This is a genomic window from Ulvibacter litoralis (genome assembly GCF_900102055.1).
GTDB lineage: Bacteria > Bacteroidota > Bacteroidia > Flavobacteriales > Flavobacteriaceae > Ulvibacter > Ulvibacter litoralis.
Genome location: NZ_FNBA01000006.1, coordinates 1 through 23957 on the forward strand (window position 1 = coordinate 1; position 23957 = coordinate 23957).

The 23957-nt window shown below is 30.4% G+C and carries 29 protein-coding genes; 28 read left to right on the top strand and 1 reads right to left on the bottom strand.

Features of this window, described 5'->3' with window-relative positions; all coding sequences use genetic code 11:
- On the top strand, positions 1-212 hold a 212-nt coding region (locus tag BLQ00_RS14740), incomplete at its 5' end, for an SRPBCC domain-containing protein (RefSeq protein ID WP_175445462.1).
- Here the strand turns inward: BLQ00_RS14740 and BLQ00_RS14745 are convergent.
- Entirely contained in the window at positions 201-548 is a 348-nt protein-coding gene (locus tag BLQ00_RS14745) for a winged helix-turn-helix transcriptional regulator (RefSeq protein ID WP_093145090.1), read from the bottom strand. The genes BLQ00_RS14740 and BLQ00_RS14745 overlap by 12 nt on opposite strands.
- Positions 549-645: 97 nt before the next feature.
- On the opposite strand from BLQ00_RS14745, the gene BLQ00_RS14750 reads away from it, so the two are divergent.
- The 27 genes from BLQ00_RS14750 to BLQ00_RS14875 all read left to right on the top strand — a co-directional run bounded on the left by BLQ00_RS14750 (position 646) and on the right by BLQ00_RS14875 (position 23808).
- Complete coding sequence (locus tag BLQ00_RS14750; protein WP_093145091.1) at positions 646-1071, top strand: DUF6194 family protein; 426 nt, start codon at positions 646-648, stop codon at positions 1069-1071.
- Between the two features lie 198 nt (positions 1072-1269).
- Entirely contained in the window at positions 1270-2103 is an 834-nt protein-coding gene (locus tag BLQ00_RS14755) for a sigma-70 family RNA polymerase sigma factor (protein ID WP_093145092.1), read from the top strand.
- Between the two features lie 75 nt (positions 2104-2178).
- Positions 2179-2493, top strand: a complete 315-nt coding sequence (locus BLQ00_RS14760) for a hypothetical protein (RefSeq protein ID WP_093145093.1) — start codon at positions 2179-2181, stop codon at positions 2491-2493.
- A gap of 10 nt (positions 2494-2503) precedes the next feature.
- On the top strand, positions 2504-3052 hold the full coding sequence (locus BLQ00_RS14765; protein WP_175445463.1) for an NADPH-dependent FMN reductase: 549 nt from the start codon (positions 2504-2506) through the stop codon (positions 3050-3052).
- A gap of 195 nt (positions 3053-3247) precedes the next feature.
- A complete protein-coding gene (locus BLQ00_RS14770) occupies positions 3248-4033 on the top strand; it encodes a hypothetical protein (protein ID WP_093145095.1) in 786 nt (261 codons plus the stop codon).
- A gap of 353 nt (positions 4034-4386) precedes the next feature.
- Positions 4387-5649, top strand: coding sequence for a retropepsin-like aspartic protease (locus BLQ00_RS14775; RefSeq protein WP_093145096.1), 1263 nt, complete (start codon positions 4387-4389; stop codon positions 5647-5649).
- A 486-nt stretch (positions 5650-6135) separates the two neighbouring features.
- Entirely contained in the window at positions 6136-7686 is a 1551-nt protein-coding gene (locus BLQ00_RS14780; protein ID WP_093145097.1) for a tetratricopeptide repeat protein, read from the top strand.
- 483 nt (positions 7687-8169) lie between these two features.
- Entirely contained in the window at positions 8170-11328 is a 3159-nt protein-coding gene (locus tag BLQ00_RS14785; protein ID WP_093145098.1) for a T9SS type A sorting domain-containing protein, read from the top strand.
- Between the two features lie 106 nt (positions 11329-11434).
- Positions 11435-11890 (top strand): cupin domain-containing protein, encoded by a 456-nt coding sequence (locus BLQ00_RS14790; protein ID WP_093145099.1) that lies wholly within the window; start codon positions 11435-11437, stop codon positions 11888-11890.
- Between the two features lie 98 nt (positions 11891-11988).
- Positions 11989-12153 (top strand): hypothetical protein, encoded by a 165-nt coding sequence (locus BLQ00_RS17635; RefSeq protein ID WP_175445464.1) that lies wholly within the window; start codon positions 11989-11991, stop codon positions 12151-12153.
- 243 nt (positions 12154-12396) lie between these two features.
- Positions 12397-12552 carry a hypothetical protein gene (locus BLQ00_RS17640; RefSeq protein ID WP_175445465.1) on the top strand — a complete coding sequence of 52 codons (156 nt, stop codon included), beginning with the start codon at positions 12397-12399 and terminating at the stop codon, positions 12550-12552.
- Between the two features lie 16 nt (positions 12553-12568).
- A complete protein-coding gene (locus tag BLQ00_RS14800; protein ID WP_093145101.1) occupies positions 12569-13003 on the top strand; it encodes a DDE-type integrase/transposase/recombinase in 435 nt (144 codons plus the stop codon).
- 8 nt (positions 13004-13011) lie between these two features.
- Positions 13012-13227 carry an integrase core domain-containing protein gene (locus BLQ00_RS14805; RefSeq protein ID WP_262891382.1) on the top strand — a complete coding sequence of 72 codons (216 nt, stop codon included), beginning with the start codon at positions 13012-13014 and terminating at the stop codon, positions 13225-13227.
- 108 nt (positions 13228-13335) lie between these two features.
- Positions 13336-14175 carry a hypothetical protein gene (locus BLQ00_RS14810; protein WP_093145103.1) on the top strand — a complete coding sequence of 280 codons (840 nt, stop codon included), beginning with the start codon at positions 13336-13338 and terminating at the stop codon, positions 14173-14175.
- Between the two features lie 48 nt (positions 14176-14223).
- Positions 14224-14547 (top strand): STAS-like domain-containing protein, encoded by a 324-nt coding sequence (locus tag BLQ00_RS14815; protein ID WP_093145104.1) that lies wholly within the window; start codon positions 14224-14226, stop codon positions 14545-14547.
- A gap of 6 nt (positions 14548-14553) precedes the next feature.
- On the top strand, positions 14554-15186 hold the full coding sequence (locus BLQ00_RS14820; RefSeq protein ID WP_093145105.1) for a PIN domain-containing protein: 633 nt from the start codon (positions 14554-14556) through the stop codon (positions 15184-15186).
- A 270-nt stretch (positions 15187-15456) separates the two neighbouring features.
- On the top strand, positions 15457-16344 hold the full coding sequence (locus tag BLQ00_RS14825) for a T9SS type A sorting domain-containing protein (protein ID WP_175445466.1): 888 nt from the start codon (positions 15457-15459) through the stop codon (positions 16342-16344).
- A 165-nt stretch (positions 16345-16509) separates the two neighbouring features.
- A complete protein-coding gene (locus BLQ00_RS17475) occupies positions 16510-17463 on the top strand; it encodes a hypothetical protein (RefSeq protein WP_139149428.1) in 954 nt (317 codons plus the stop codon).
- Positions 17464-17622: 159 nt separating this feature from the next.
- Positions 17623-18138: a hypothetical protein gene (locus BLQ00_RS14835; RefSeq protein ID WP_139149429.1), complete on the top strand. Its 516-nt coding sequence runs from the start codon at positions 17623-17625 to the stop codon at positions 18136-18138.
- A gap of 369 nt (positions 18139-18507) precedes the next feature.
- Complete coding sequence (locus BLQ00_RS14840; protein ID WP_093145109.1) at positions 18508-18978, top strand: outer membrane beta-barrel protein; 471 nt, start codon at positions 18508-18510, stop codon at positions 18976-18978.
- A 321-nt stretch (positions 18979-19299) separates the two neighbouring features.
- On the top strand, positions 19300-19824 hold the full coding sequence (locus BLQ00_RS14845; protein WP_229792649.1) for a Crp/Fnr family transcriptional regulator: 525 nt from the start codon (positions 19300-19302) through the stop codon (positions 19822-19824).
- 57 nt (positions 19825-19881) lie between these two features.
- On the top strand, positions 19882-20676 hold the full coding sequence (locus tag BLQ00_RS14850) for an alpha/beta hydrolase (RefSeq protein ID WP_093145111.1): 795 nt from the start codon (positions 19882-19884) through the stop codon (positions 20674-20676).
- 37 nt (positions 20677-20713) lie between these two features.
- Positions 20714-21241: a hypothetical protein gene (locus BLQ00_RS14855; RefSeq protein WP_229792650.1), complete on the top strand. Its 528-nt coding sequence runs from the start codon at positions 20714-20716 to the stop codon at positions 21239-21241.
- A 305-nt stretch (positions 21242-21546) separates the two neighbouring features.
- A complete protein-coding gene (locus tag BLQ00_RS14860) occupies positions 21547-22098 on the top strand; it encodes a hypothetical protein (protein WP_093145113.1) in 552 nt (183 codons plus the stop codon).
- 332 nt (positions 22099-22430) lie between these two features.
- A complete protein-coding gene (locus tag BLQ00_RS14865) occupies positions 22431-22712 on the top strand; it encodes a type II toxin-antitoxin system RelE/ParE family toxin (protein ID WP_093145114.1) in 282 nt (93 codons plus the stop codon).
- A gap of 11 nt (positions 22713-22723) precedes the next feature.
- Positions 22724-23026, top strand: coding sequence for a HigA family addiction module antitoxin (locus BLQ00_RS14870; RefSeq protein WP_093145115.1), 303 nt, complete (start codon positions 22724-22726; stop codon positions 23024-23026).
- Between the two features lie 245 nt (positions 23027-23271).
- A complete protein-coding gene (locus BLQ00_RS14875; protein WP_093145116.1) occupies positions 23272-23808 on the top strand; it encodes a GNAT family N-acetyltransferase in 537 nt (178 codons plus the stop codon).
- Positions 23809-23957 lie beyond the last annotated feature (149 nt).

Here is a 23957-nt window from a genome sequence, read left to right on the forward strand (position 1 = left end):
GTGTTTTTAAAGCAAATTCCCATATTCGACTGAATTGGAAACCGAAAAATTGGGAAAATATGTCAACAATTCAAATTAGAGTAATTGGAAATCAAAAAAAGACAACAGTTGCAATTCACCACGAGAAATTATTGAATGCTGAACAGAGAGCGGAAATGAAAGAACATTGGAACGAAATAATGAAGAAAATTGGCACTGAACTATTGAGATAGTGTCATTTGCAAATTATTTATGGCCCAATTCTGAATTTCTTTGATGACCGGCTGTAAAGTCATGCCTTTTTTTGTTAGAGTATATTCCACAGTTGGAGGAACAGTTGCATAAGCCTTTCTGTTAACAATTTTTCTTGATTCAAGTTCTTTAAGGGTTTTAACCAACATTCTGGTATTAATCCCTTCTATTGCCCGTTCTAGTTCTTTGAATCTCAATTTACCGGCCATTAAAGTATTTATAACAGTCATCGTCCATTTACCTGAAATCAAATCCATCGCTTCTTGAAAAGGGCATTCAGATAATTTTTCATTATTTTTTTGTTGATTAGCCTTCATATCACTTCATTACTTTACTTTTGGTCACTACTTTACATATCGATAACTACTTGCAAAAGTAAACTTTAATTTTGAAATTTGTAACAAAATATAAATTATGACTATAGAAGAAATTCAAGCCTACATACTCGACAATTTTGAAAATATAAAACTCTCGTCTGCTGATGGCAATTTGTTCTTCATGCATCCTAGTAATGACAAACTTCCCTTTGCTACAATACTTACCAAAGATGATGAGTATGACGCTGTGTCAAACCTTGATAGAGATGGTTTTTATCGTTTAAATTTTTGTATAGACAAAGAAATTTTTAAATCAAAATTTGGACATCTAACTCATAAAAAAGGACTTGAATCCTATATGGATGTGGGAATTGATTTCACAAAAGAGGACACACTATTACCACATCCAACCTATGGTTCTATGAATTGGGTTTGTGTTGTTAAACCTTCAAAAGAGTTGTTTGATTCTATAAAGGAATATTTAGAATCATCATTTGAGACTTTAAAAAGAAATAAAAATTAAACGAAAAAGAAAAAAAACCGCTAACATCATATATAATAAATAGGCGATTTAGTACTAAAATAAAACTTTTGTTATCGTATCAAAACTTATACTTAGCCGAAAGTTTAGTGCTTTGAAATTGCCTGCTTTTCATATACCAAACGTTATTCGTCAGCTTTACGAACCTTACAATTATTTAACCAAAGAAATCTAAAGTAAATGAACTTAAATACTAATTATCAAAATATATTATTTCCTTATGCCTATAATATTCTAGGTTCTGTTGATGATGCTATGGATGCCATTCAAGACGTGATAACTAAATATATTTCATCCTCCAAACCAAACATCGAAAATGAGATTAGCTATCTTATCAAAGGTGTAATCAATCAGTCAATCAATATCAAAAAACGAAATCAAAAAACTACTGGTGATAAAATATGGCTTCCAGAACCTATTTCAACGGAAAAAGCGGACACAAACATAAACCGTGAGGAAATTATTTCCTATTCTATGTTGGTACTTTTAGAAAAATTGAATCCCAAAGAAAGGGCTGTTTTTATATTAAAAGAAGCTTTTGATTATTCTCACGAAGAAATTGCTACAGCTATGTCATTTTCTATCGAAAATTCACGAAAAATATTAAGTAGAGCAAAAAAAGCACTAGAAAAAATGAAAAAGGATTTTGAACCTTCACCAATGGCTTCTCCAACTTTTTTGAAAGAATACATAACCAGTATCAAGACTGGTAATGTCAGTGCATTAGAAAAATTATTATCAGATGATATCATGGTTAAAACGGATGGCGGCAATGTTTCAATTGTAAGTGAGTTGATGGTCGGAATTAAAGAAGTTATTAAACTTATGATATACGTATATAATACGTACCAAAAATCTTTTTCTATAGTAGAGAGCACAGTAAACCATCAACCTGCATTAATGTTTTATAACGATGGCAAACTTGTTAATTGTCAGGTATTTGAATTGGAAAAAGATAATGAAAAAATAATGACGATTTATTCAATTGTTGACCCTGAAAAGTTAAAAAAATAAATCAATTAGTAGCTTTTGTCACGTTTTACATCACTCGTTTGTTTTATAAGTAATAGTAATTTAAAAACAAACAAAATGATAAGCGTAAAAGTAACGTACACCGTAAAACCTGATTTCGTTCAGAAGAACCAAAAAAACATAAACTTGTTTATGGTTGATTTTAAAAAAATGAACACCAATGAATTTAGCTACGTTTCCTATATATGCGGAGACGGCAAAACTTTTGTTCATCTTTCTCATTACAAAAATAAGGACATTCAAAACAGATTGCTTCAGGTACCCTCATTTCTATCTTTCCAAAAACAAAGGGACGATAGTGGTTTGGAAAATTTACCACAAATTGAAATAATGCAAGTAGTCGCTTCTTCAGGAGATATTTTTAATGGTTAAAACTTGGAATATGAAAATTTTAGCATTCTCCGGAAGCAATAGTAGGACTTCCATCAATCAGGAACTCATTAAATATATTACACAATTTCTTAATGTGCCTGTTGATATTATTGATTTACGTGATTACGAGCTTCCAATGTTTAGCATCGAAGAAGAACAACAAAACGGACATTCAAATGTATTAATGTCGCTTTATAATACCGTAATTGGTTATGACGCTTATATCATTGCCATACCTGAACACAATGGAAATTATCCAGCGTTTTTTAAAAATGTTTTAGATTGGCTTACAAGAGTTGAACGTTCTTTTTTTAGAGGGAAGCCTATTTTATTGTTCAATGCAGCTCCGGGTCCGAACGGTGGTCAGTCTGTATTAAGTATAGCTGAAAAATCTTTTCCTTTTTTCAACGGAAACATTATTGGAACTTTTAAACTTCCGGAATTCAGTTCATTTTTAATGAAGGGTAAGATTTTTATACATGATGAAGGGATTCTTAATATTTTAAAGGAACAAATATTAAAGATTGAAAACGCTTTAAATTTGAAAACCGTGCCTTAAAATAATGGGACTAGTTATTATAAGAACTCTTATGGATAAACCACATGAGAGTTCTTATTAAACTTGATCAAGCTATTGTAGCTTTACAATTCATTAACAATAAAAAATTAATTTTAGCATAACAATTATACTTAAAATGTATATAAGAATATCTTAATTTTATAAAATATAAGTACATATATAAATTATCACAAGATGATACAAGAAATCTTTGCAAATCAAGCATCGCGAATTTTAGAAAAAGATAATGAAATAATTGGATTGGCAGTCGGAGGATCCTGGTTATCTAATGAAATTGATGAATATTCCGATTTAGATTTAATTCTTGTAACTAAAGAAAAAATCTCAGATGATAAAGTTAAAATGCTAGATATTGCAAATCGAATAGGAAACCTACTATCAGGGTTTACAGGTGAGCATGTAGGTGAACCAAGGGTTTTAATTTGCCTTTATGACAATCCGCTCCTTCATGTGGATATTAAATTTTTAACACTTTCAGAGTTAAGCCATCGGGTTGAAACACCTCACATACTGTTTGACAGAGAGAATCAAGTAAAAAACATCTTAAAGCAATCAGAAGAACATTTTCCATTACCAGATTACCAATGGATTGAAGATCGATTTTGGATATGGGTACATTATTCTTTACTTAAAATCGGTAGGGGCGAATATTTCGAGGCATTTGACTTTTTTGGTTTTTTAAGAATGGTCGTACTTGGACCATTATTGCATATTAAAAATGGTAATCTTCCGCGGGCAGTCAGAAAGGTAGAATTGGAAATAGATAAAAACGACTTAGCGGAGTTGAAAGGAACAATTCCAAAATACGAAAAACAATCGCTATTAGATAGTTTGCATAATTCAGTTGACCTTTATCGAGATTTAAGAAAATCACTTTTTGATGAAAATATAAAGTTACAAAGCGAAACTGAAGAAAAAGTAATGGAATATTTTAAATCAATCGAAAAGTTGAAAAAATAGGCAAAAAAACCAAAACACGGATTTCAAGAATTGAAAAGTCGATTCCTAAAATACTAAACGGAAGTGGGTTGAATGATCGGAAGGTTTAAACCATTTAGTTTGGTGAGAAAATATTCTTAAGAAAAATTAATACAAACACAAAAGGTATTGAATCACTAAACATAAATGTGAAAAACATTCTTAAATTAGCGGACAGAATCCTGCAGCATAATTTTGATTAAAACCGAAGCACTCAATAGTACTCTAGACTTAATTGATAGGGAGCTAAATTCTAACTAAAATTGTAGAGGAAATTTTGAAACAATAATTGAAAATGATACAATTAAAACGCTCATAGTAAATATAAATACCTAATGAAAATAAAACTAATATTCCAATTCACATTAATCGTATTTACAGTTTCTTCCTGTAGTAACACTTCAGAAGAGTATAATGAGATATACCAACATATTTTAGAAAAAGATTTTTTTCAAGCTGATTCCTTATTTAACTTAAACAAAAAAGATTTAGGTAAAATCAATCAAAAAGTTCTTCAAGCCAAAATTGACAATGCATTCAATCAAAACGAAAGATCTCAAAGTAATATTAAGTATATATTAGAACAAAGCTCCAATTTACCCGATAGTACAATTATTGATTTGTACAAAACAAAAATAGATAATGAATTTAAACTTTATGAATATAATTCAGCAAAAGAATCTTTGAAAAAACTTCTAGAAAACTATAAAAGACACTTTAATAAAGAGGAGTTAGAGGATCTCAAGAATGATTTAAATATGTATTCGGCTTTGGAAACCATTCCTTTTCAAAAAATAAACAAGACGAAGGAGCTTCATATTCAAATGACAAAAGATATTGCAGGGCTCAATAACCTTCCTGTACACACCAAAAAAGATTCTTCCCAATTTATTTTTGATACTGGAGCTAACCTATCGGTGGTTTCAGAAACTACATCTCAAAAATTAGGCATTGAAATACTACTTAATTCTACCATTAACGTTAATGCATTAACAGGTGGTTCTGTTAAAGCAAGGTTAGGTTGGGCACGTGAAATAAACATTGAAAATATTACATTGAATAATGTGGTTTTTTTAGTGTTTAAAAATGCTGATTTAGCATTTCCCTCTATCAATTATCAAATTAATGGGATTTTAGGTTATCCTGTTATTGCAGCTTTGGGTGAAATCCAGATAGGGAAAGAGGGGGTTTTTAAAGTGCCAAAAGTTACTCCTACCAATAGTAAAGATAGAAATCTGGCATTGGATATATTAACCCCTATAACCAAAGTAGATGATTTACTATACACCTTTGATACAGGAGCTGCTTCTACAATGCTTTATCCTGTATATTATCAGCTTAATAAAGCTTCTATTGAAAAAAAATATATAAAAGAATCCATACAGTTAGGTGGTGCTGGGGGAGTAATAAATTACCAGGGTTTTCATTTTCCTCACACAATAGATGCCTTTGATAAAAAGATTACTCTAGAAACAATTCTTTTAATTGATATGAAACAAAAGCATCATCGCATAATGGGTAATTTGGGGCAAGATTATCTTGGTCAATTTGGAACAATGATTCTTAACTTTAGATCGATGCATATCTCCTTGCAATAAAAATTAAGCTCAGTTGCTATTTCTAAGTAATAAAATCGAGATATTAAAAAAGACTAACAAGCTCTTTGAGAGGGAAGGTGAAAAAAAAATCAAAGTATAGGAATAACCCTATACAAACATGACAAACAGATGAACTGATTTAAGAATCCTTTTATCTTAGTTCTATATGTAGGAGGGAGTATAAATGATGATATCTAATATTAGTGGACATTATTTTTCAATAAGAATACAAAAATGATTTATTTAAATAAATAATAAATTGAATACTAATTTATTACGCTTAACAGGATTAAAGTATATAAAAGTTGATTATAACAAAAATGAATATATTATTATATTAGCTAATGAACAAGGATTAGAAGAGCTTAAAAGATATAGCTAACACTTTTAAAAGCCATTAATTATTTACATCAAAATCTAATTAAAAAAATATGTAAACATCAGTCAGGATCTGAATTTGATTTTTTATTATAATTTAAAAACATTATGTGGGTTTTTACAAAACAATTATATAAGATTTATAGTACTTTTTATATTTTACTTTTAAGTCTTTTACTATCAAGTTGCAATTACTCTCATAATAATATTACAAATAAAAGTTCTTTAGAAAATGTGGGTTCTAGCAATAATACGGTAAGACTTCCTTCAACTAATAAATTAAGTGAAGCCGATTCATTGAATAAAATAGCGGTAAAACATTGGATAAATGGTGACTATCAAAAATCTTTAAAATTTATAAATGTAGCTTATTCAAAAGTTGAAAATGAAAATGATAGTAAGGTTTTAGCGAAAATTTTGAACACTCATGGTTTAATTCAATGGAGATTGGGAAATAATGAGGATGCGATGAACAGCTATATCCAAGCCAGAAAAATTGCAAAAAAAACAAATTTCTATAGACTTCTAGGTCTTACACATACAAATCAAAGTTTAATTTTAAAGGAACAAAAAGAGTATGAATCTGCATTTTCCCATAATAATTTAGCAATAAAAATATTTAAATTACACCATGAATACAGAGATCTAGCAATTGCACTAAATAATCAAGGCCAAATTTTTAAAAATCAAAAAATAAACGATTCTGCAAAATCTTATTACTTAGAAGCATTAAAAAATTATTCTAAAGTTGATTATAAAGATGGGGAAGCGGCAACTTATTATAATCTTTCAGATATTTACCATAGAGAAGGAAAAAGAAAACTAGCTCTTAAAGCTATTGAACAAAGTTTAAGCATTAGTCGTATGATTGATAGAAAACTTTTAATTCGCGATTCCTACAAAAAGCTTTCTGAAATATATGATACCTTTACTTTAAAAGATTCTGCTTTAAAATATTACAAACTTTATGAAAAAGAACACAGTAATATTCTACTTACACAACAATCTAAAGTTTTAGCAGAATATCAGGCAAAAATGGGTTCAAAAGTAAAAAACCTTCAAATTGAAAATCTTAAAAAAGAACAAAAACTAGCCAATAATAAATATTGGTTTATTGCATTTACTTCTTTATTTACATTGTTGTTTTTTAGTTTTTTTGTGTATCAACACTTTAAAAAGTTGCGCGATAATAAAAAAACATTACTAACTCAATTAAACAACTCTAAAAAAATATTGAATATTAAAGAGCAAGAATTGAAAACTTATATTCTAGATCTTTCTAAAAAAAATGAGATAATAGATTTGCTTCAAAGGGAAATGTATGCATTAATTCCTGAAAAAGATACTGAAAAAGAGGTGTCACATTTATTAGAACAAAAAATATTGACAGACGAAGACTGGAATAAATTTAAAATTAAATTTAAAAATATTTATCCGTGGTTCTTTTCTAGAATTCAACAACATACTATTGCCTTAACTGAAGGTGAGATAAGGTTTTTAGTGCTACTTCATTTACAACTCAAAAGTAAAGAAATGGCCAAAACTCTTGGTGTTTCCCCCCAAAGTGTTAGAGTAAGCAAAATGAGATTGAAAAAAAAACTTAGAAATAATGGTTATGAGAATGTTGAATCCTTTTTAAAAAGAATCATAAACCCTTAAACGTCTAATTTGTAAAATGTAAGATGTTACATATATTTGGTATGCTTTATAATATACTTGTCAAATATTTAGAACTTTAGAATTTAATAAGGTCATAATAGTACTTCTATTCCATTTAGTCATTATCCCCTCATGAAAATCTCCCTAAAAATAATAGTAATCAAGTGCAAATAGTAGAAATATAATATTGACGTTTAATTACCTCATGTTATTATAACATATACTTAACTATTTTTTTAAAAAAATCATTCCAATGATATCGAAATTGATAGATATTGTTGATTATTAGTATGTATTTTAAGGAATAATTTATCTCACCTTTAAAAAGGTAAATAATTTATTTTTAGATATTTATAATGTTTGTTTTATGAATTTGTTATCAATGTCAACAAAATTGTCAACGCAACTGTTGATTTAATTTTAGTCTTGCTTAATACTTTTGGTTTAGATCATCAAACTAATAACTATTAAACATCTAAAATTATGATTTCTAATTTCTTCAACAAATACCTGTTCTTTTTCTTACTTTTTTTGTTGGTAACTGTAAACAGTTTTGCTCAAATTGACTTAAATAAATTTTCTGAATTTAAGGGGTTTGAATATTCAAAAACATATACTACTTTATCCAATGTCATACAGAACAATAATTTTACAAATAAAGAGTATGATGGTATTATTACTAAACCTTTGTTGTTTGAAAAAACTGGGATGCAAGGTGATGTCGCCAATGAAAGTATATGGGCTGTAGGGTATGATTTTCATACAAATAATCATGGCGGAATGAACATACCAAATGCTAGTATTACAGATGCAAATGGAAATACTTACATTACGGGGGGAAGTTCTAATGAGACTATAGCCGAAGGAAATTTTATCACTATTAAGGTGAATAGTCAAGGTGATATTGTATGGGAAACTAGACAGCCAGGCACAACCTATGCGGTTGAATTTGGATTAGATATAGTTCAAGATCATGAGGGAAATCCTATTTCAACAGGTGTTTTTTGGAATGGTAATGATATGGATATTCAAACAATTAAGTACGATGCTAGTACTGGCGATATTTTATGGGAGAACACATATGATGGTGGGACACTAAGTTTAGATGTACCAACAACAATAACAACAGATGTGAACGGTAATACATATGTGGCAGGAATTACTTATGATGAAAATTTAGTAACGTATCTTACCATTAAATATGATGCAAATGGGAATTTATTGTGGGCAGTTAAGGATGATAATACAGTTACTCAATCTTGGAATGAACCAACTGCTATAGCTGTAGATGAAACCGGTAGTGTAATTGTTACTGGTTATGGTAATGATGCTAATTATCACGTTGGTTATTATACTTTAAAATATAGTAGTTCAGGAGAAAAACAATGGGGTCAACTATATAATTATGTGAATAATAGTAATGAAAATACAGATTCTTTGGCTAGAGATGTAGCAGTAGATACTTTTGGAAATATTTATATAACGGGTACTTTCGATACTTTTTGGGAAAATATGGGCACTATTAAATACAATGCCAATGGGTCACAAGAGTGGTTAAAAGACTATAAATATAATACCGACTTTACAAATGGTTATAATATTGAAGTTGTAAATGATACAACTATATATGTAGGGGGGAATCATTATGGGGATTATATGGATGATGGAATTGTGTTAATTTCTTATCAAGCAAATGGAACTGAAAATTGGACAAAGTATACAGATGATTATTTAAATAATAACGGTTCTTTCTTAACCCTAGATTCTAATAACCTTCCTGTTATTGGCAGTTTGGGATTTGATAATTTTTATGAAGAAAAACAAGTAAAGTTCTATAAATTTAATTCTGATGGCTCTATTCTTCAGGAAAATAGCTTTACAGAACAATATTCAGAATATGGGGGTATTGTCAATTTTATGGGATTAGGTTTAGATGTAGCTGACAACTTATATTTTACTTTTTATTCTTTCGATACATTTTTAGGAGGAATTTTTCAATTTGCCAAACTACCTTTTTCAATACCTAATACTCTGGAGTGGTCTGAGGTTTTTTCTAATGAAGGAGGGAGTTCTTCAATTATGTTAAATACAATTGAAGAGGGAAATAATATTTATACCACCTCAGAGGTTTTTGGTACTGTAATAGACGACGTCTATTACTCTACTAAATCTTTAATAAAATATAATGATGAAGGTGATGTAGTATGGACAAAAGAATTTAATGGAAATATAGATGATTTAGGAACTGATTTTGGTATTGATATTAAAATTGATTCTTCAGGAAATGTCATTGTATATTTAATCCCCAGTATTTATAATTTTCAACAAACTCCTTCTCGTCTTATAAAGTATGATGCAGAGGGTAATCTAATCTGGCAAGTGGATAAACTATATAATGCTCCAAATATGTTTGCTTTTTTTTTAGATGATTTTGATAATATATATATATCTGGAAGTTCATTTGAAAATATATCAGATACAAACCCTAAATTTACAACATCTAAATTTTCAAGGGATGAAGGGAATGAATTGTGGACAAAATATTTAAACTCTTCTAATGCAAATGATAATTTATTTACCATTAATGATGGGACTATTAACGCTCAAGGTGATATACTATTAATTGGAGCTTTAGGTGTTTCTAGCTTTTTTTCTCAGACCACAGATTTAGTTTTATTGAGCTATTCTGAAGACGGTACTTTAATTGATTTTAAAACGTTCAATATAAATCAAAATAATACAGCGGGATATGGTATATTACTAGATGAAAATGAGAATGTATATATTAATGGGGCACAACAAGATCAAAGTACATATAGTGAACAATTATTGCTGGTAAAGTTTAATTCAGATTTACAACATGAATGGACTGTAACACATTCCGAAGCAAATCGGAGAGTACGCTCTTATAAAATGTATCAAAATTCTTTGGGTAATATTATTGTATCTGGATTTAGTGTAAATTTAGAAAACAATAAAGTTGTCTTAGGTAATTATGATAGTGAAGGAAACGAAATTTGGATTTATAATACAGAAATTAATAATTTCTATGTTGATTTCTATATAGATGATGAAGATACCGTGTATCTTTTAAATCAAGTTGCCTCTACTACACTTCCTTATAGGCTTAATTATAGTACCGCTCCTTTAATATTAGGTAAGTTATATAAAATAGATGCCTTAGGCATTGTTATAGAAAATCAATATTTTACCGGCCCAGAATTGTCAAAATTTTATCCCACTACTTTAACACCTCTTCAAAATGGTACACTTTTAGTAGGTGGAACTCTCAATCACGAATTATCATTTTATGAGGGACTTTACTTTTTTGAATCATCACATATTGTTTTAGGGGTTGAGGATAATGAGGCTATAAATCCTTCTCAAAATTGGTTAGGACAAAATTATCCCAATCCGGTTAAAAATAATACAACGACACTTCCCTTCTTTTTAAAATACGGGGGACACACAAAAATTGTCCTGTATGACATTATGGGAAGAGAAATATATACTCTTTTGGATACAGAAGTTTCTTCTGGTCTCAATCATATCACAGTAGATACTTCTAACTTAAAAGGGTTTTATATTTATAAGTTAAAATGTGGAAACTATTCAAATTCAAAAAAAATGATTATCGAATAAACAGTATAGAATAAATAGTTCTTTAAGATTCTTGAGTTTTTCAATTCAATATCAAAACCTAATAGTGAAATTATCTTTCAATATTGTTTTTTAATTTAATTTTATAATGCATAATAAAGCGAGCATAATTTTAGGCACCAATAAAAAAAGTGTAAAAACTAAAAATAGTGAGTATGTTTTTCATATTTCTTCATCCGATACGGGGGGGGAGATTAGTTTATATGAAGCTATTTTTAATAAAATAGGCAAAAATAAAAATTTGCATTACCATAAAGTTCTAACCGAAACTTTTACTGTTTTAGAAGGAGAGTTTTATTTCAATTTAGATAAGGAGAAACTTATATTAAAAAAAAACGACTCAATCGTAATTCCTCCTTTAATAATTCATGGATTCAGAGCCAAAGTTCCAAATAGTAAATTACTAATAGGCTTTACCGATAGTCCAAATAGAGATGATTTTTTTATAGGCCTTTCTCAAATAGTAAATGGAGAGTTAATTTTAAATAAAGCAGAGATAAACCAATTTTATAATAAATATGATCAATATCAAATTAATGAATAACAGAATAAAACTGTAGGCAGAAATTTATTAACTATCTATTATTCTAATAAAATCATGAGTCAGGTTTCCAGTAAAACTTGTCCTAAAATAAAAAACAATTGGAAAGTTTAATTAATGTATTAAATTTAAAGTATTTAAAGGTTGAGTACATCAATAATCAAAATGTAGTTATTTTAGTGGATAATGAAGGTTTTGAAATTCTAAAGGGGTATGGCAATACAATTACTGATGCCATGAACGATTTACATCAAAATTTAATTTAAATAAGATATAGTGTTTTTATGTAAAAAAAATCAATACTAAAATAGAAAACTAAATTAAGGAATGGATTTAAAATTAAACAAATAAAAGCATTAATTAGTGACTTAATCCAAGGAATAGGCTTCGCAATTGCTCAACAATTGGCCAACGATTCCTATCTAGAAGTAGCAGCCCAAAAACTAAGGAGCAAGAACATTAACGAACAAAAAAAAACTAAATATCAAGCCTTAATCATAATGACCTCTATGTCTATAGGTCTTGCATCGATCGCCAAGGTATGTGGTTGTTTTGACTTAAAACGTGATGCTTATTATAAGTATCAACGAAGAGAAACAAAACGAAAACTATTTGAAGATCAAATTACACATATCGTAAAAAAAATCGACGCAAGCCTTACCTAGAGAAGGTGTTCGGGAAATGATGGTTTCCCTAGACAAGGAGTTTAAACAACAAAAGATCAAAGTAGGCCGGGATACACTATTTAAAGTCCTTAGAGGACATAAAATGCTGACCCTTCGGAAAAAATACAGTGTAAAAACCAACAATTCACACCATAGGTTTTATAAGTATGACAATATTATAAAGGACATGGAAATCAATAGACCAAATCAAGTTTGGGCATCAGATATAACCTATATCAGAACCTTAAATGGTTTTTGTTATCTCACGCTTATTACTAACATGTATTCAAGGAAAAGCGTTGGATACGGCCTCAGTGACAGCTTAGAGCTAAAAGGATGCGTAAGAGCTCTTAAAAAGGCCATCTATCAAGCTAAAGATGTGAAAGGACTTATTCATCTTTCCGATAGAGGAATACAATATTTTAGTAATGTATACACCTATGTATTTTAAAAATAAAAATCAGCATGACACAAGAGAACCATTGCTATGAAAATGCGCTGGCTGAACGTGTAAATGAAATCCTAAAGGACGAATTTTATCTCGATCACATCTTTATGGACACTAACCACGCCAAGATAGCTGCCAAAAATGCAATTAAATTATACAATGAAGTAAGATTACATTTATCTTTGGATTACAAAACACCAGGTATGGTATATAAATTAACAGCGTAAATTCAATTTTAACCTGAAGCTATATTTCAGGACTAGACAGCTTAACAGCCGAATCGTTATGAAATAGGGTGTAAGAAAATTAACTAAATTTGCAATCAAAAGATAGTAATGGAAGACAAAATAGTTTTACACCTTTCCGATAGTTTCCACACTAATTTTTCAGGAATAAAAAGATTGTTTGAATTTTATAAGTTAGCATCCGAATATTACAACGACACCATATATATTGATTTCTACCATTTGATTTGGTTTGATGCAAATTTAAGCGCTTTATTTGGCAGCATTTTAGCTAAATTAAATAACGAGAACAACCTTTCGTTCTCAACAGATTTAAACTTTTTGCAAGAACATTTTGACGTTTTATTTAGAAATGGTTTTCTCCGTTCAAAAAGTGCACTAGATGATGAACAAAAATCTACTGTTTCATTTAGAAGTTTTAAACCTGACGATAAAGATGGGTTTATTGGTTACATAGAAAATGATTTATTATCTCATAGAGGAATGCCCAATTTTACAGAGAAAGAAAAAGACGATATCATAGAATCGTTAATCGAAGTTTTTTGCAATATTCAAATTCACTCTAAATCTGAAGAACCCTTTTATGTTTGTGGTCAGTATTATCCAAAGCAAGGTTTCTTAACGTTTTCAATGGTTGATTTAGGAGTGGGATTTCTTCCTGCAATAGAAAATAAAACAAAAGGAAAAATTGATAACAGTTATGACGCAATAAAATGGGCTCTTGAAAAGAAGAATACAACAAAGGGAAAACCTGGCGGATTAGGTTTATATAATTTAAATTCTTACTTTAACAGAACAAATGGTAATTTTCAAATTATATCTGGAGATACATTTTGGAGTTTAGAGTTAGAGACTACAGTCATGAAAAAGTTTCATTTTCCAAATCCATATGTAGGATCTATATTAAATTTGTTTTTCAATTACCAATAATGTATCTTTGCACGCACGTATTTCGTGTGCAAAATAAATCCATACCCTATGAATATCAGTGTTTTAGATATTATTAAATCAGATTTAGCGACAAATCTTACTGATGGTACGGCTCTTTTTGAAGTTATCAAAGCATATAGTCCTTCAGAAATTGTAATATCATTTTTGGGTATAAGACGTATTTCATCCTTATTTCTCAATGAAAGTATTGGCCAATATGCATTGCTTAACTCTTTGAATATTCAAGAATTAAAATTTGAATATCCAGAGGATAAAGAAATGTTTGCATACAAAGTAAAAGACGTAATTGAAAATGCCTTGTTAGGTGATGAATATGACCACTTTGTAGATAATGCTCTTCATTCAATGTAGAAACATATGTCTTATTCATATTCTAAGGCATCATCCCATTCTGTAAAAGATCAAGAAAAATATTTTCTAGATGCTAATATTTGGTTAAAAGTATTAGCACCTAAAAATAAATTACTATACAAAGATAAAGCATACTTAGGTTTTTTTGAAAAATTAGTCAATAATACAAAGGTGCGTATCATTTTGCCTGCATTAGTAGTTTCTGAGGTAATTAATAGGATTATTAGAGAAGTACATTATCAAAAACACATTAGAAACGTTCAGAAAGTTACATCAGGATTTGTTCCGTCGAGCGATTACTATAAAAATGTATTTAGAAATACAGAAGATTATAAAAAAGCTTATAATCTTATATGTGATGATATTAAGAGTTACAATACCTCTATTGATTTGATTAATGATGAATTTGGCTCTACCTTCAAGTTCAAGCATGTAATGTCTAATCCGCCAACTAGTCTCGATTTCAATGATAATTATTACTATAAATTGTGTAAATCTAAAGGATATTTCTTCGTTACTGATGATAAAGATTTTTGGGTAGAGGATGTTGAAGTAGTCACAATGAGTGATACTCTTCTTAATAAACATATTGCTACGCTAATTCCAAACCCCTCAGGGAAAAAAAAAGCTATAAAATAGAGCTATATATAAATTTGAAAATTATTTTTTAATAGAACCTCATTTAACGAGAATACGACGATTTCTAAAGAGCCAACTCACAACACCGTATCAATAATTACAGCTTTTCCATACTAACAACATATTTAGTACCCAAAAATCACTATTTTAGGTATCGGTATATAACGAATTCCCTAGCGTTTTACGCCGTACACTTCGCCAAACGCACCAATTAACATACAAACCCGTTACCCAATATACTAAGTGAAAAAAGCGATTAGAACAAATAAAATGAATTCACAAAAGAACATATCAAAAATAGTTGCTTTTACTGTTCTTTTACTCCTTTACCAAGGTAAACGACAACACAATCTTTTTGCTCAAACTACTGCAATCCCCGACACAAATTTTGAGCAAGCACTTATTGATTTAGGGTTTGATAGTGATGGTATTATAAATGGGCAAGTGCTTACTAGCGATATTGATACCGTAATAACACTTGATATTTCACTCAATGGAATTGAAGATTTAACTGGTATTGAAGATTTTGCTGCATTGAATCTTTTAGATGTGTCTAGTAATGAACTTACCTCTCTTGATGTCAGTAATAATATACAATTAAAACAGTTATACGCCAGCAATACAGGTACTGAAAATCTAATGATTTCCTCTTTGGATTTAAGCAATAATGTAAATTTAGAATTACTCTATGGTGAAAATTTATTTTTTTTAGAAAGCCTAAACTTAAAAAATGAGAACAACTCTATATTGACAGTAACTTTACCTTGTGAAGAAGAAGGAGTACCTTGCGAACTGACGGATTTAAATTGTGTAAGAGTAGATGATGAAGTTGCTGCCACAAATAACGAACCACCTTATTCCAATTGGTACATACAAGCAGATTATTTTTATTCTGAAGATTGTAGTTTGAATATTTTCGATACTATTTTTGCAGATATAAACATTTACCCAAGTCATGTGAAAAGTCTATTGTTTATAGAAAACAATAAGCATATAAAAATCGAAAAAATTATAGTTTACGACATTTTGGCTAAAATAGTTTTAATAGAGAAAAATAATTTTAATCAATTAGATTTATCTGAATTAAAAAACGGAATTTTATTTGTAAAAATTGAAACAGAACACGGAACAATCACCAAAAGAATAATTAAAGTGTAAATCGAGCAAGTACATTGGGTAACAACGTATAACAATTATGGCTCTTGCGGGAATTATTTAATATTCTCTGCAAATATTTAACTATCTTAGTTTCTGAAAAATAATGGTACGCTTGCCCTTCTAACCGGCCTTCCGGCAGGCAGGGTCTCACGCAGCTCCGAATAATTGGAAGTAAGAAGAGAATTTGATAGATGTCGTTGCTACCGTCAACACACTGCGTCAAGCGCTACAGTTAGTATACAAATTTTAGACATTTTGAAATCAGAATTGAGAATAAAAGTCATTGGAGTATTTGGAATATTTCTAATACTTATAAACGTTATTGGACTCTATTATATACATGGATATTATTCACCCTCTGGTATTATTGCTAATAATGTCTTGACATTTAATCTGTCTACAAAATGTGATTCTGTTGATAGATTAAATATTCTATATGAATCATCACGTTACAACCTAGAAGAAAGTGTTTTTAATATTAAGTTTGATTCAACTAATTGTAAAAGCTTAAAAATGAATGTTATTGATGGCGTGGGGAGTTTAAATGATTATAGTAATTCTGACCTAAAATCATTAGAAAGACAATTAAAAAATTTAGAAATGTATGACAATAGCAGATGGGTATATACAGGTCTTAGGTTCAATGTTAATAGTGAAATTGATAGTTACGGATCTAGTGGAATTGAAAGAATTGGATTTGCAGAATATAAATTTCACGCTAGATTATTTATAGATATACCTCACACGCAATATCCACCCACTGTGACCTTTAATTGGGATTCCAAATATAAAGTTAATGATTTCAGTCCTAATATTCAGAAAGAACTTTCATATGGGGGAGGTAATAATTATTATAAAATAAATTCTGCAAAATTTAAGGAACGTACATTCCAAGATATAGACCCAGGCGATAAGAATAATTTAGAAGGATATTACTTCGGTTTTGAAATAACTGACATTGAAAAAGAAAGAAAAAAAACAATGTATACAATAATATTTTCTACACTAATAGGTGTTGGTGTATCGATTTTTCTTGAGGCTATGCTTTCTGTAGAAATTCTTCGACGATTTTCAAGCACCTTTAAAAAAACCAAACAAGAAATTGATGAAAACAACTAAAAAGAAAAAAACTACAGCCAACACCGTAAAATAATTACAGCTTTTCCATAATTGCAGAATGTTTACTACTTAAAAAGTACTATTTTAGGTATCGGTTTACAACGAATTCCCTAGCGTTTTAAGCCGCACACTACATCAAACACAACAACTAACAAACATTTGAGAATAACCGCAGCATACCTACAAGAACATTATCTGATCGTATTCATTAAACTATCGATAGTTTGCTTGTTTAGCTATGCCTTGATTTCTGGAATTTCCAATGTAATAGACCATTTTAATATGGGTATCGATTCTACTGCAAATCCACTAGAGGAATACTTTTACATTGCAACACACTATTATTACTTGAGCGCTGCCTTCATCTTGCTACTTCCAATGGTCGGGATTTGTACGAATACTAAAGTGGGTTGGATTTTAATTCAATCCTATTTCTACTTTTTAATTACAAATTTGGTGTTTCCGTTCACTCAGACGGAAGTAACAGATGTGTCTTTAAGTAGTTTACATAGCATCGCGTTCTTTCTCATACTTCTTAGTATCATACTAATGAATAAAAAAAGCATAAACAATCTCGTCTATGGAATTAAAAAATCGGAATTGATTCCTAAGAATACCATAGCTTCTGTAATCGGAATTTCAATAACGATACTATTGGCTATTCTTAAAAGGTAAGAAGTCTAAAAAACGTGTCGTAACAATGTTTACTAATCATAGTTTCTCCATAATTACGTAGGATAATTAAGGTTTTAACATCGAAAAAATACGAACTCGTTTACGCTTATAAACTGCATGCTGAACCAGTTCCTTTCACCCAAGTAACGAGCGATACTATTCAGTTTGTAATTTGTTGCCCTAAAGTGTCAGGGGTGTAAATAAATTATGCGAAATTAGATGCTTCAGTTAATCCAAACAAATATAAAAAATATGAAAACACTTTTTATCGCATTCATAGGGCTTCTTATGGTTTCTAACGTAGCACATTCACAATAGAGAGAAAAGGGAGCAATTGAATTAACTCCTAATGTTGGCTACTCCTTCGCGATGGTATTTGGAGAGGAAGATCCAGGTCGGGAACCCGTTTTTGGAGTACAATATGGACTTCTTGGAGATTTTTATTTAAACGATAGATGGAGTATTCGCTCGGGGGTATCGCATTTCACATTAGGGTCTTCAACCCCTTACACTACATTAAAATTAAATTATCTAAACATTCCTGCGAATGCCAATTGGCATTTTGGAAGTGAGAAACACTGGAATTTGAATTTTGGTGTAACCCCTCAGTTTTTATTGAAAGCGACCGACGATGATAGAGATGTAATGGCATTTTATAAAAACTTCCAATTGGCTTTTTCTTACGGCATGGGGTATAAAATTGAAGTCTCGGAGGGATTTGGAATCTTAATTGATTTGCAAGGATTGGTAGGTATCACCAATAATTTAGAAGATGAAATAGAAATTAAACGCAGGAATTTGGGAGCGAGTTTAAATATTGGTGGCGTAATTGCATTGTAAATAGGGGTGCAGTAAAAAAGCACTAGTACACAGTATTTAACAGGTATCTGAAAACGTTTGGTAAACACTGTAGTACTTCAAAAAAAACCGTCAATGAGTGTGCTAAAACGGGGTGTTTTCAGAAATAAAAAATCACCTACTAAGGCTATAGTTCGAAATGTTTTGAGAGAAGTGCGTAACTTTAATATGAACAAAACCTGTTATCAAAAATTATAAAATTCTATGAAAGAGAACTTTTCTGATGAAGAAAATATATTATTTGATTTTTTCAATCAAGTATATCCACTTACAGAAACAGATTTTAGGCCTCTAGCAAAGGCTATGAAAAAGAAAAAAATTAAACAAGGTGAAATTTTGTTGAATATTGGACAAATAGAAACTAAAACAAGTTTGGTTTTAAAAGGGTTTATACACCAATATTTAATTATTGATGGGAACTTATATACAATTGATTTTTCACTTGCTGGGATGAGTTTTAATAATTTTACGAGTTATATGGAAAATTCACCTTCAAATCAAATTCAAGAGGCGATAACAGATTCTGAAATTCTTTATTTTGAGAAAAAAGATATTGATAAATTTCTATTAGAAAGTCATCCGTTTTCATATATCTACACAAGATTATTTGAACAAGTTCATTTGGAGCGCGAAAAAAGGTCTTTGATATTACAGCATAAAAATGCGAATAAGAGGTATGAACTTTTTTTGAATACAATTTCTAAGTCCAAAGTGTTTTTAGAGCAGGTGCCTCAAAAATTAATAGCCAACTATTTGGGGATGACACCCGAAACCTATAGTCGCGTAAAAAAGAAATACTTAAAAAAAAAGGATAAAGTGATTTCTTGATTTAGAATAAGTTTTAAATTTTAAAAATTTTGGATTTTTGATGTAAAATCTGAAATTATGAAATATGTACAACTTCTTTTATTCTCGATTGTATTATTTAGCTGCTCTGATGATGATACTCTTGAAGTCCTAGGAACCACAGAAGAATTTATTGTCCAATCTTTAATTATAAATGATAGTTACCCGATTTACGTTTTTATACCAGAAAATTATAATAGTAATTCGTCAAATCAATTAATCATTGCTTTAGATGGCGATACTCGGTTTAATTCTATCGCGAAAATCGTATCAGATAAAGTCCAAAATGGTCGTATCCCTCCTTCTATTTTTATTGCTATTGGTAATAATAAGCAAAGAAATAGAGATTATACACCTACTGCATATGAACACGGTTCTGGTGGAGCTGAAAATTTTTACCACTTCATAAAAGATCAATTAATTCCTCTATTAGAAACAAAATATAATATTGACCCATCCAATAATAAAACATTAATTGGTCATTCTTTTGGAGGATTGTTTACTCAATACGTGATGGCTCAAGAAAGAGCTTTAAATCCATTTAACAAGTTTGTAGCAAGTGGCACATCATATTGGTATGACTCAGGAGTTATATTTAATTATGAGCAAATGTATGCAGACACACACCCAGATTTAGATGTGACCTTTTACAACGGAATGGGAACGTTAGAAGGTGGGGTTATGTTGGCTTCCTTTGAAGAAATGAATCAACGAATGGATAATCGAGATTATCCAAATTTCAAACATAAAGGTGAATTAATAGAAAAAAGAGGACATAGTGGTTCTGCAAACAAAATATTTAAAAAAGGGTTAGATTATGTGTTTAACAATTAGAAGTATTATAGTTATATGTTTTTTGTCCGCTAGTTCAATGCTATGGTCTCAAAAGGTAAATAACAATTCATTGGAGTTAGGGGTATTAGGAGCGGGCGATGAAGCATTATATTATGGAGGCTACGGAAAGTATAATATTCCACTATCCCAAAACAAGCATTATTTTACACTTGGATTAGCTATTAGTTCATACTTTGACTTTAAAGGAGAGTCAGAACCAGAAGCCTATTTAAAAAATGATATTGATATGCGAATACTGCCAACAATAAATATTGGATATTCACTTAACTTTAAAAAGATACAGTTAAATTTTGAAGTTCCTTTAGGTCTCAGTTTTGCTGTTACAAAAGGAACCTTAGTTAATGAAAAGATTGGCTTTGAAAGAGACTTTTCTAATAATGAAACATTTTTTAATTATGGTTTTTCTTTTTCACCAAAATATAAATTTAACAATTCAAACAGTATTGGATTGTACAGCTTTTTACCATTAATTAATGACAAGGCGCAATCGGGGTATCAAATTGGAATAGGGTGGACAAAAACTTTTGTCAACAACGCACACTAGTTAGGCTTCTTGGGTTAGCTAGAAGTGTATCATAGTAAATAATTAACTATATTAGTTTTTGATAAAACGCTAAAGTTTACCTTCTTGCGTCTCACACAGCTCTGAATAATTGGAACTAAACAAAGAACTAAAAAGGTGTCGCTGCTTCAAGCCCTGCCTGCCGTAGGGAGGCGCACATTTCGCCAGCGCCTTTCACCAAAGTGCCAGCTATGTAAGGTGACAGTAAAACAAGCGATTTGCTTAACTGTGAGTAATTTAGACGCAACCAAACGGCATAAAACACATCTAATTAAAAAATAAGAATTATGAAAAAACTATTAATTTTTTTCGCGCTGATTGGATTCTTAACTTCTTGCTCAAATGATGATCCTGAAACTGATCCTCAAGAATTTGTTCCTGGAGAAGTATCTGTTGGAATTAAAAGTGGAACTGATATTAACAATCTATTCGATTTTATTAATCAATTCGACCTCGAAGTTGATAATGTAAACTCATTAACTTTTACATCTGATTTACCTTCTGATAACCTACAATTTGTTTTGGATAATTTGAACGAAAAAAATTATACCAACGATGGCGTAAGTTGGTTCGTTACAGGTTATTTGCAGTATCAAACGAACCAAATATGGATATTTCCAAGGCTTTTTGATATAAATAATATAGATTATCAGCAAGATTGGCTATCATCTATGATCGAATTAGAATTGCACGACAATCACAATGTTGATTTGAATAGTGGTATTATTCATTTTAAAGTTCCTGTGGGTGAAGAAGTAGAATGGAAAAATAAATTCGAAATTTACGATATTGTTGAGTGGTCAGAATTAATTTACTTTTCTGATATTCAGACTAATTAAAAGTAATAAAACTACTTACAACAACCTATCAATACTCATAGCTTTTCCATAATTACAGCTTATTTAGTACTCAAAAAGTACTATTTTAGTCTTCCAAACAGTATGAACTAGCTTGCCTGTCTGACCGGCCTTCCGGCAGGAAGGGTCTCACACAGCTCCGAATAATTGGAACTAAACAAAGAACTCAAAAGGTGTCGCTGCTTCAAACCCTGCTTGCCGTAGGAAGGCGCCAAGCGCTATAAGTAGCATACAAACCCGTTAAGCTACATTTTCAGAAAAATTTTCAAAAGAAGAAAAATATACCTACCTTTGGCGTTAGTAACGTCAAAGATATGATATTAACCTTTGCCTCAAAAGAGACTGAACAGATTTGGAACGGAATCCGAGTTAAGAAAATGCCGATTGAAATTCAGAATGTCGGACGTCGAAAATTGAGAATGTTGAATAATTCACAGGACATTTCTGATTTGCGAATTCCTCCTTCAAACCGACTTGAAAAACTGACTGGAAAATTGAACGAGTATTACAGCATTCGAATTAACAAACAGTGGCGGGTTATCTTTGTTTGGGAAAAAGGAAATGCAAGTGAAGTGCAAATAATTGATTATCATTAAACAACAATAAAATGGAAAAGTTAGCAAATGTACACCCAGGAGAAATTTTATTTTATGAATTTCTTGAGCCATTGGAAATAACGGCCTACCGACTTTCTAAAGATTTGAAAATCCCTCAAACTCGGATTTCTGAAATCATAAAAGGAAATCGCCGAATAACGGCTGACACTGCTTTACGATTAAGTAAATATTTTGGAAACTCTGCTAAATTCTGGCTTGGAATTCAAGATGACTATGATATTGAGGAAGAAAAGGAAAATAAAGAAGCTGTATTGAACGAAATAATAATGTACAAAGACAAAAACGTCGCCTAACAACACATCAATAATCTTAACCTTTCCTATAATTACAGCTTATTTAGTACTCAAAAAGTATTACTTTAGGTGTCGGTATACTACAAACTAGCTTACCCTTCTGAGCTGCACATAGTTCTGAATATTTGGAACTAAACAAACAGCTCAAAAGGGTAACTGCTTTAAGCCCTGCCTGCCGTAGGGAGGCGCACGTTGCGCTACAAAAACGTTTAATTTAATAACCCATTAGAGGTCATATTCGAAAAATGAACTTGAAAGTAGACGTGTTTATAGAATTACGAGAACTGAAAGTATCAGACTCAACTGAAATTTACAGAACGATTGACAGTCAAAGAAAATATCTAGGAGAATGGCTGCCGTTTGTGGAAAAAACGAAAAGCAGTAGTGATACGGAGGCGTTTGTGAAATCTGTAATAGACACACCAAGCCAAAACAAAGAGTTTACATTCACTATAAGAAAACAAAATGAATTTGTGGGCTTAATCGGACTTAGACCTACCGATAGGTTAAACAAAAAAACAGAAATTGGATACTGGTTATCTGAAAAGCATCAAAAACAAGGAATCGTAATAAAGTCTGTTCAAAGATTATGCGATTTTGCCTTTAATGAACTGGATTTAAATAGGGTGTCAATTAAATGCGCGGTTAATAACGAACCGAGCAAAAGTATTCCTAAAAATCTCGGATTCAAGTTTGAGGGAATTGAACGAGAGGCAGAATTAGTTTCTGAAAATGTGTTTAGAGATTTAGAAGTTTATAGTAAATTGAAAAAAGATTACTAAAAAGTACTACTGCCAATAGTGTGAAAATAGGATTCAATGAAGGTAAAATATTGTGTTTTCTAATCCTTAATCAAACCACAACAATTTAGAGGCGTTATTATACGGAAGTTACCAGTAATTTAAACTGTAACAATTTTAAAAAAAAGTAA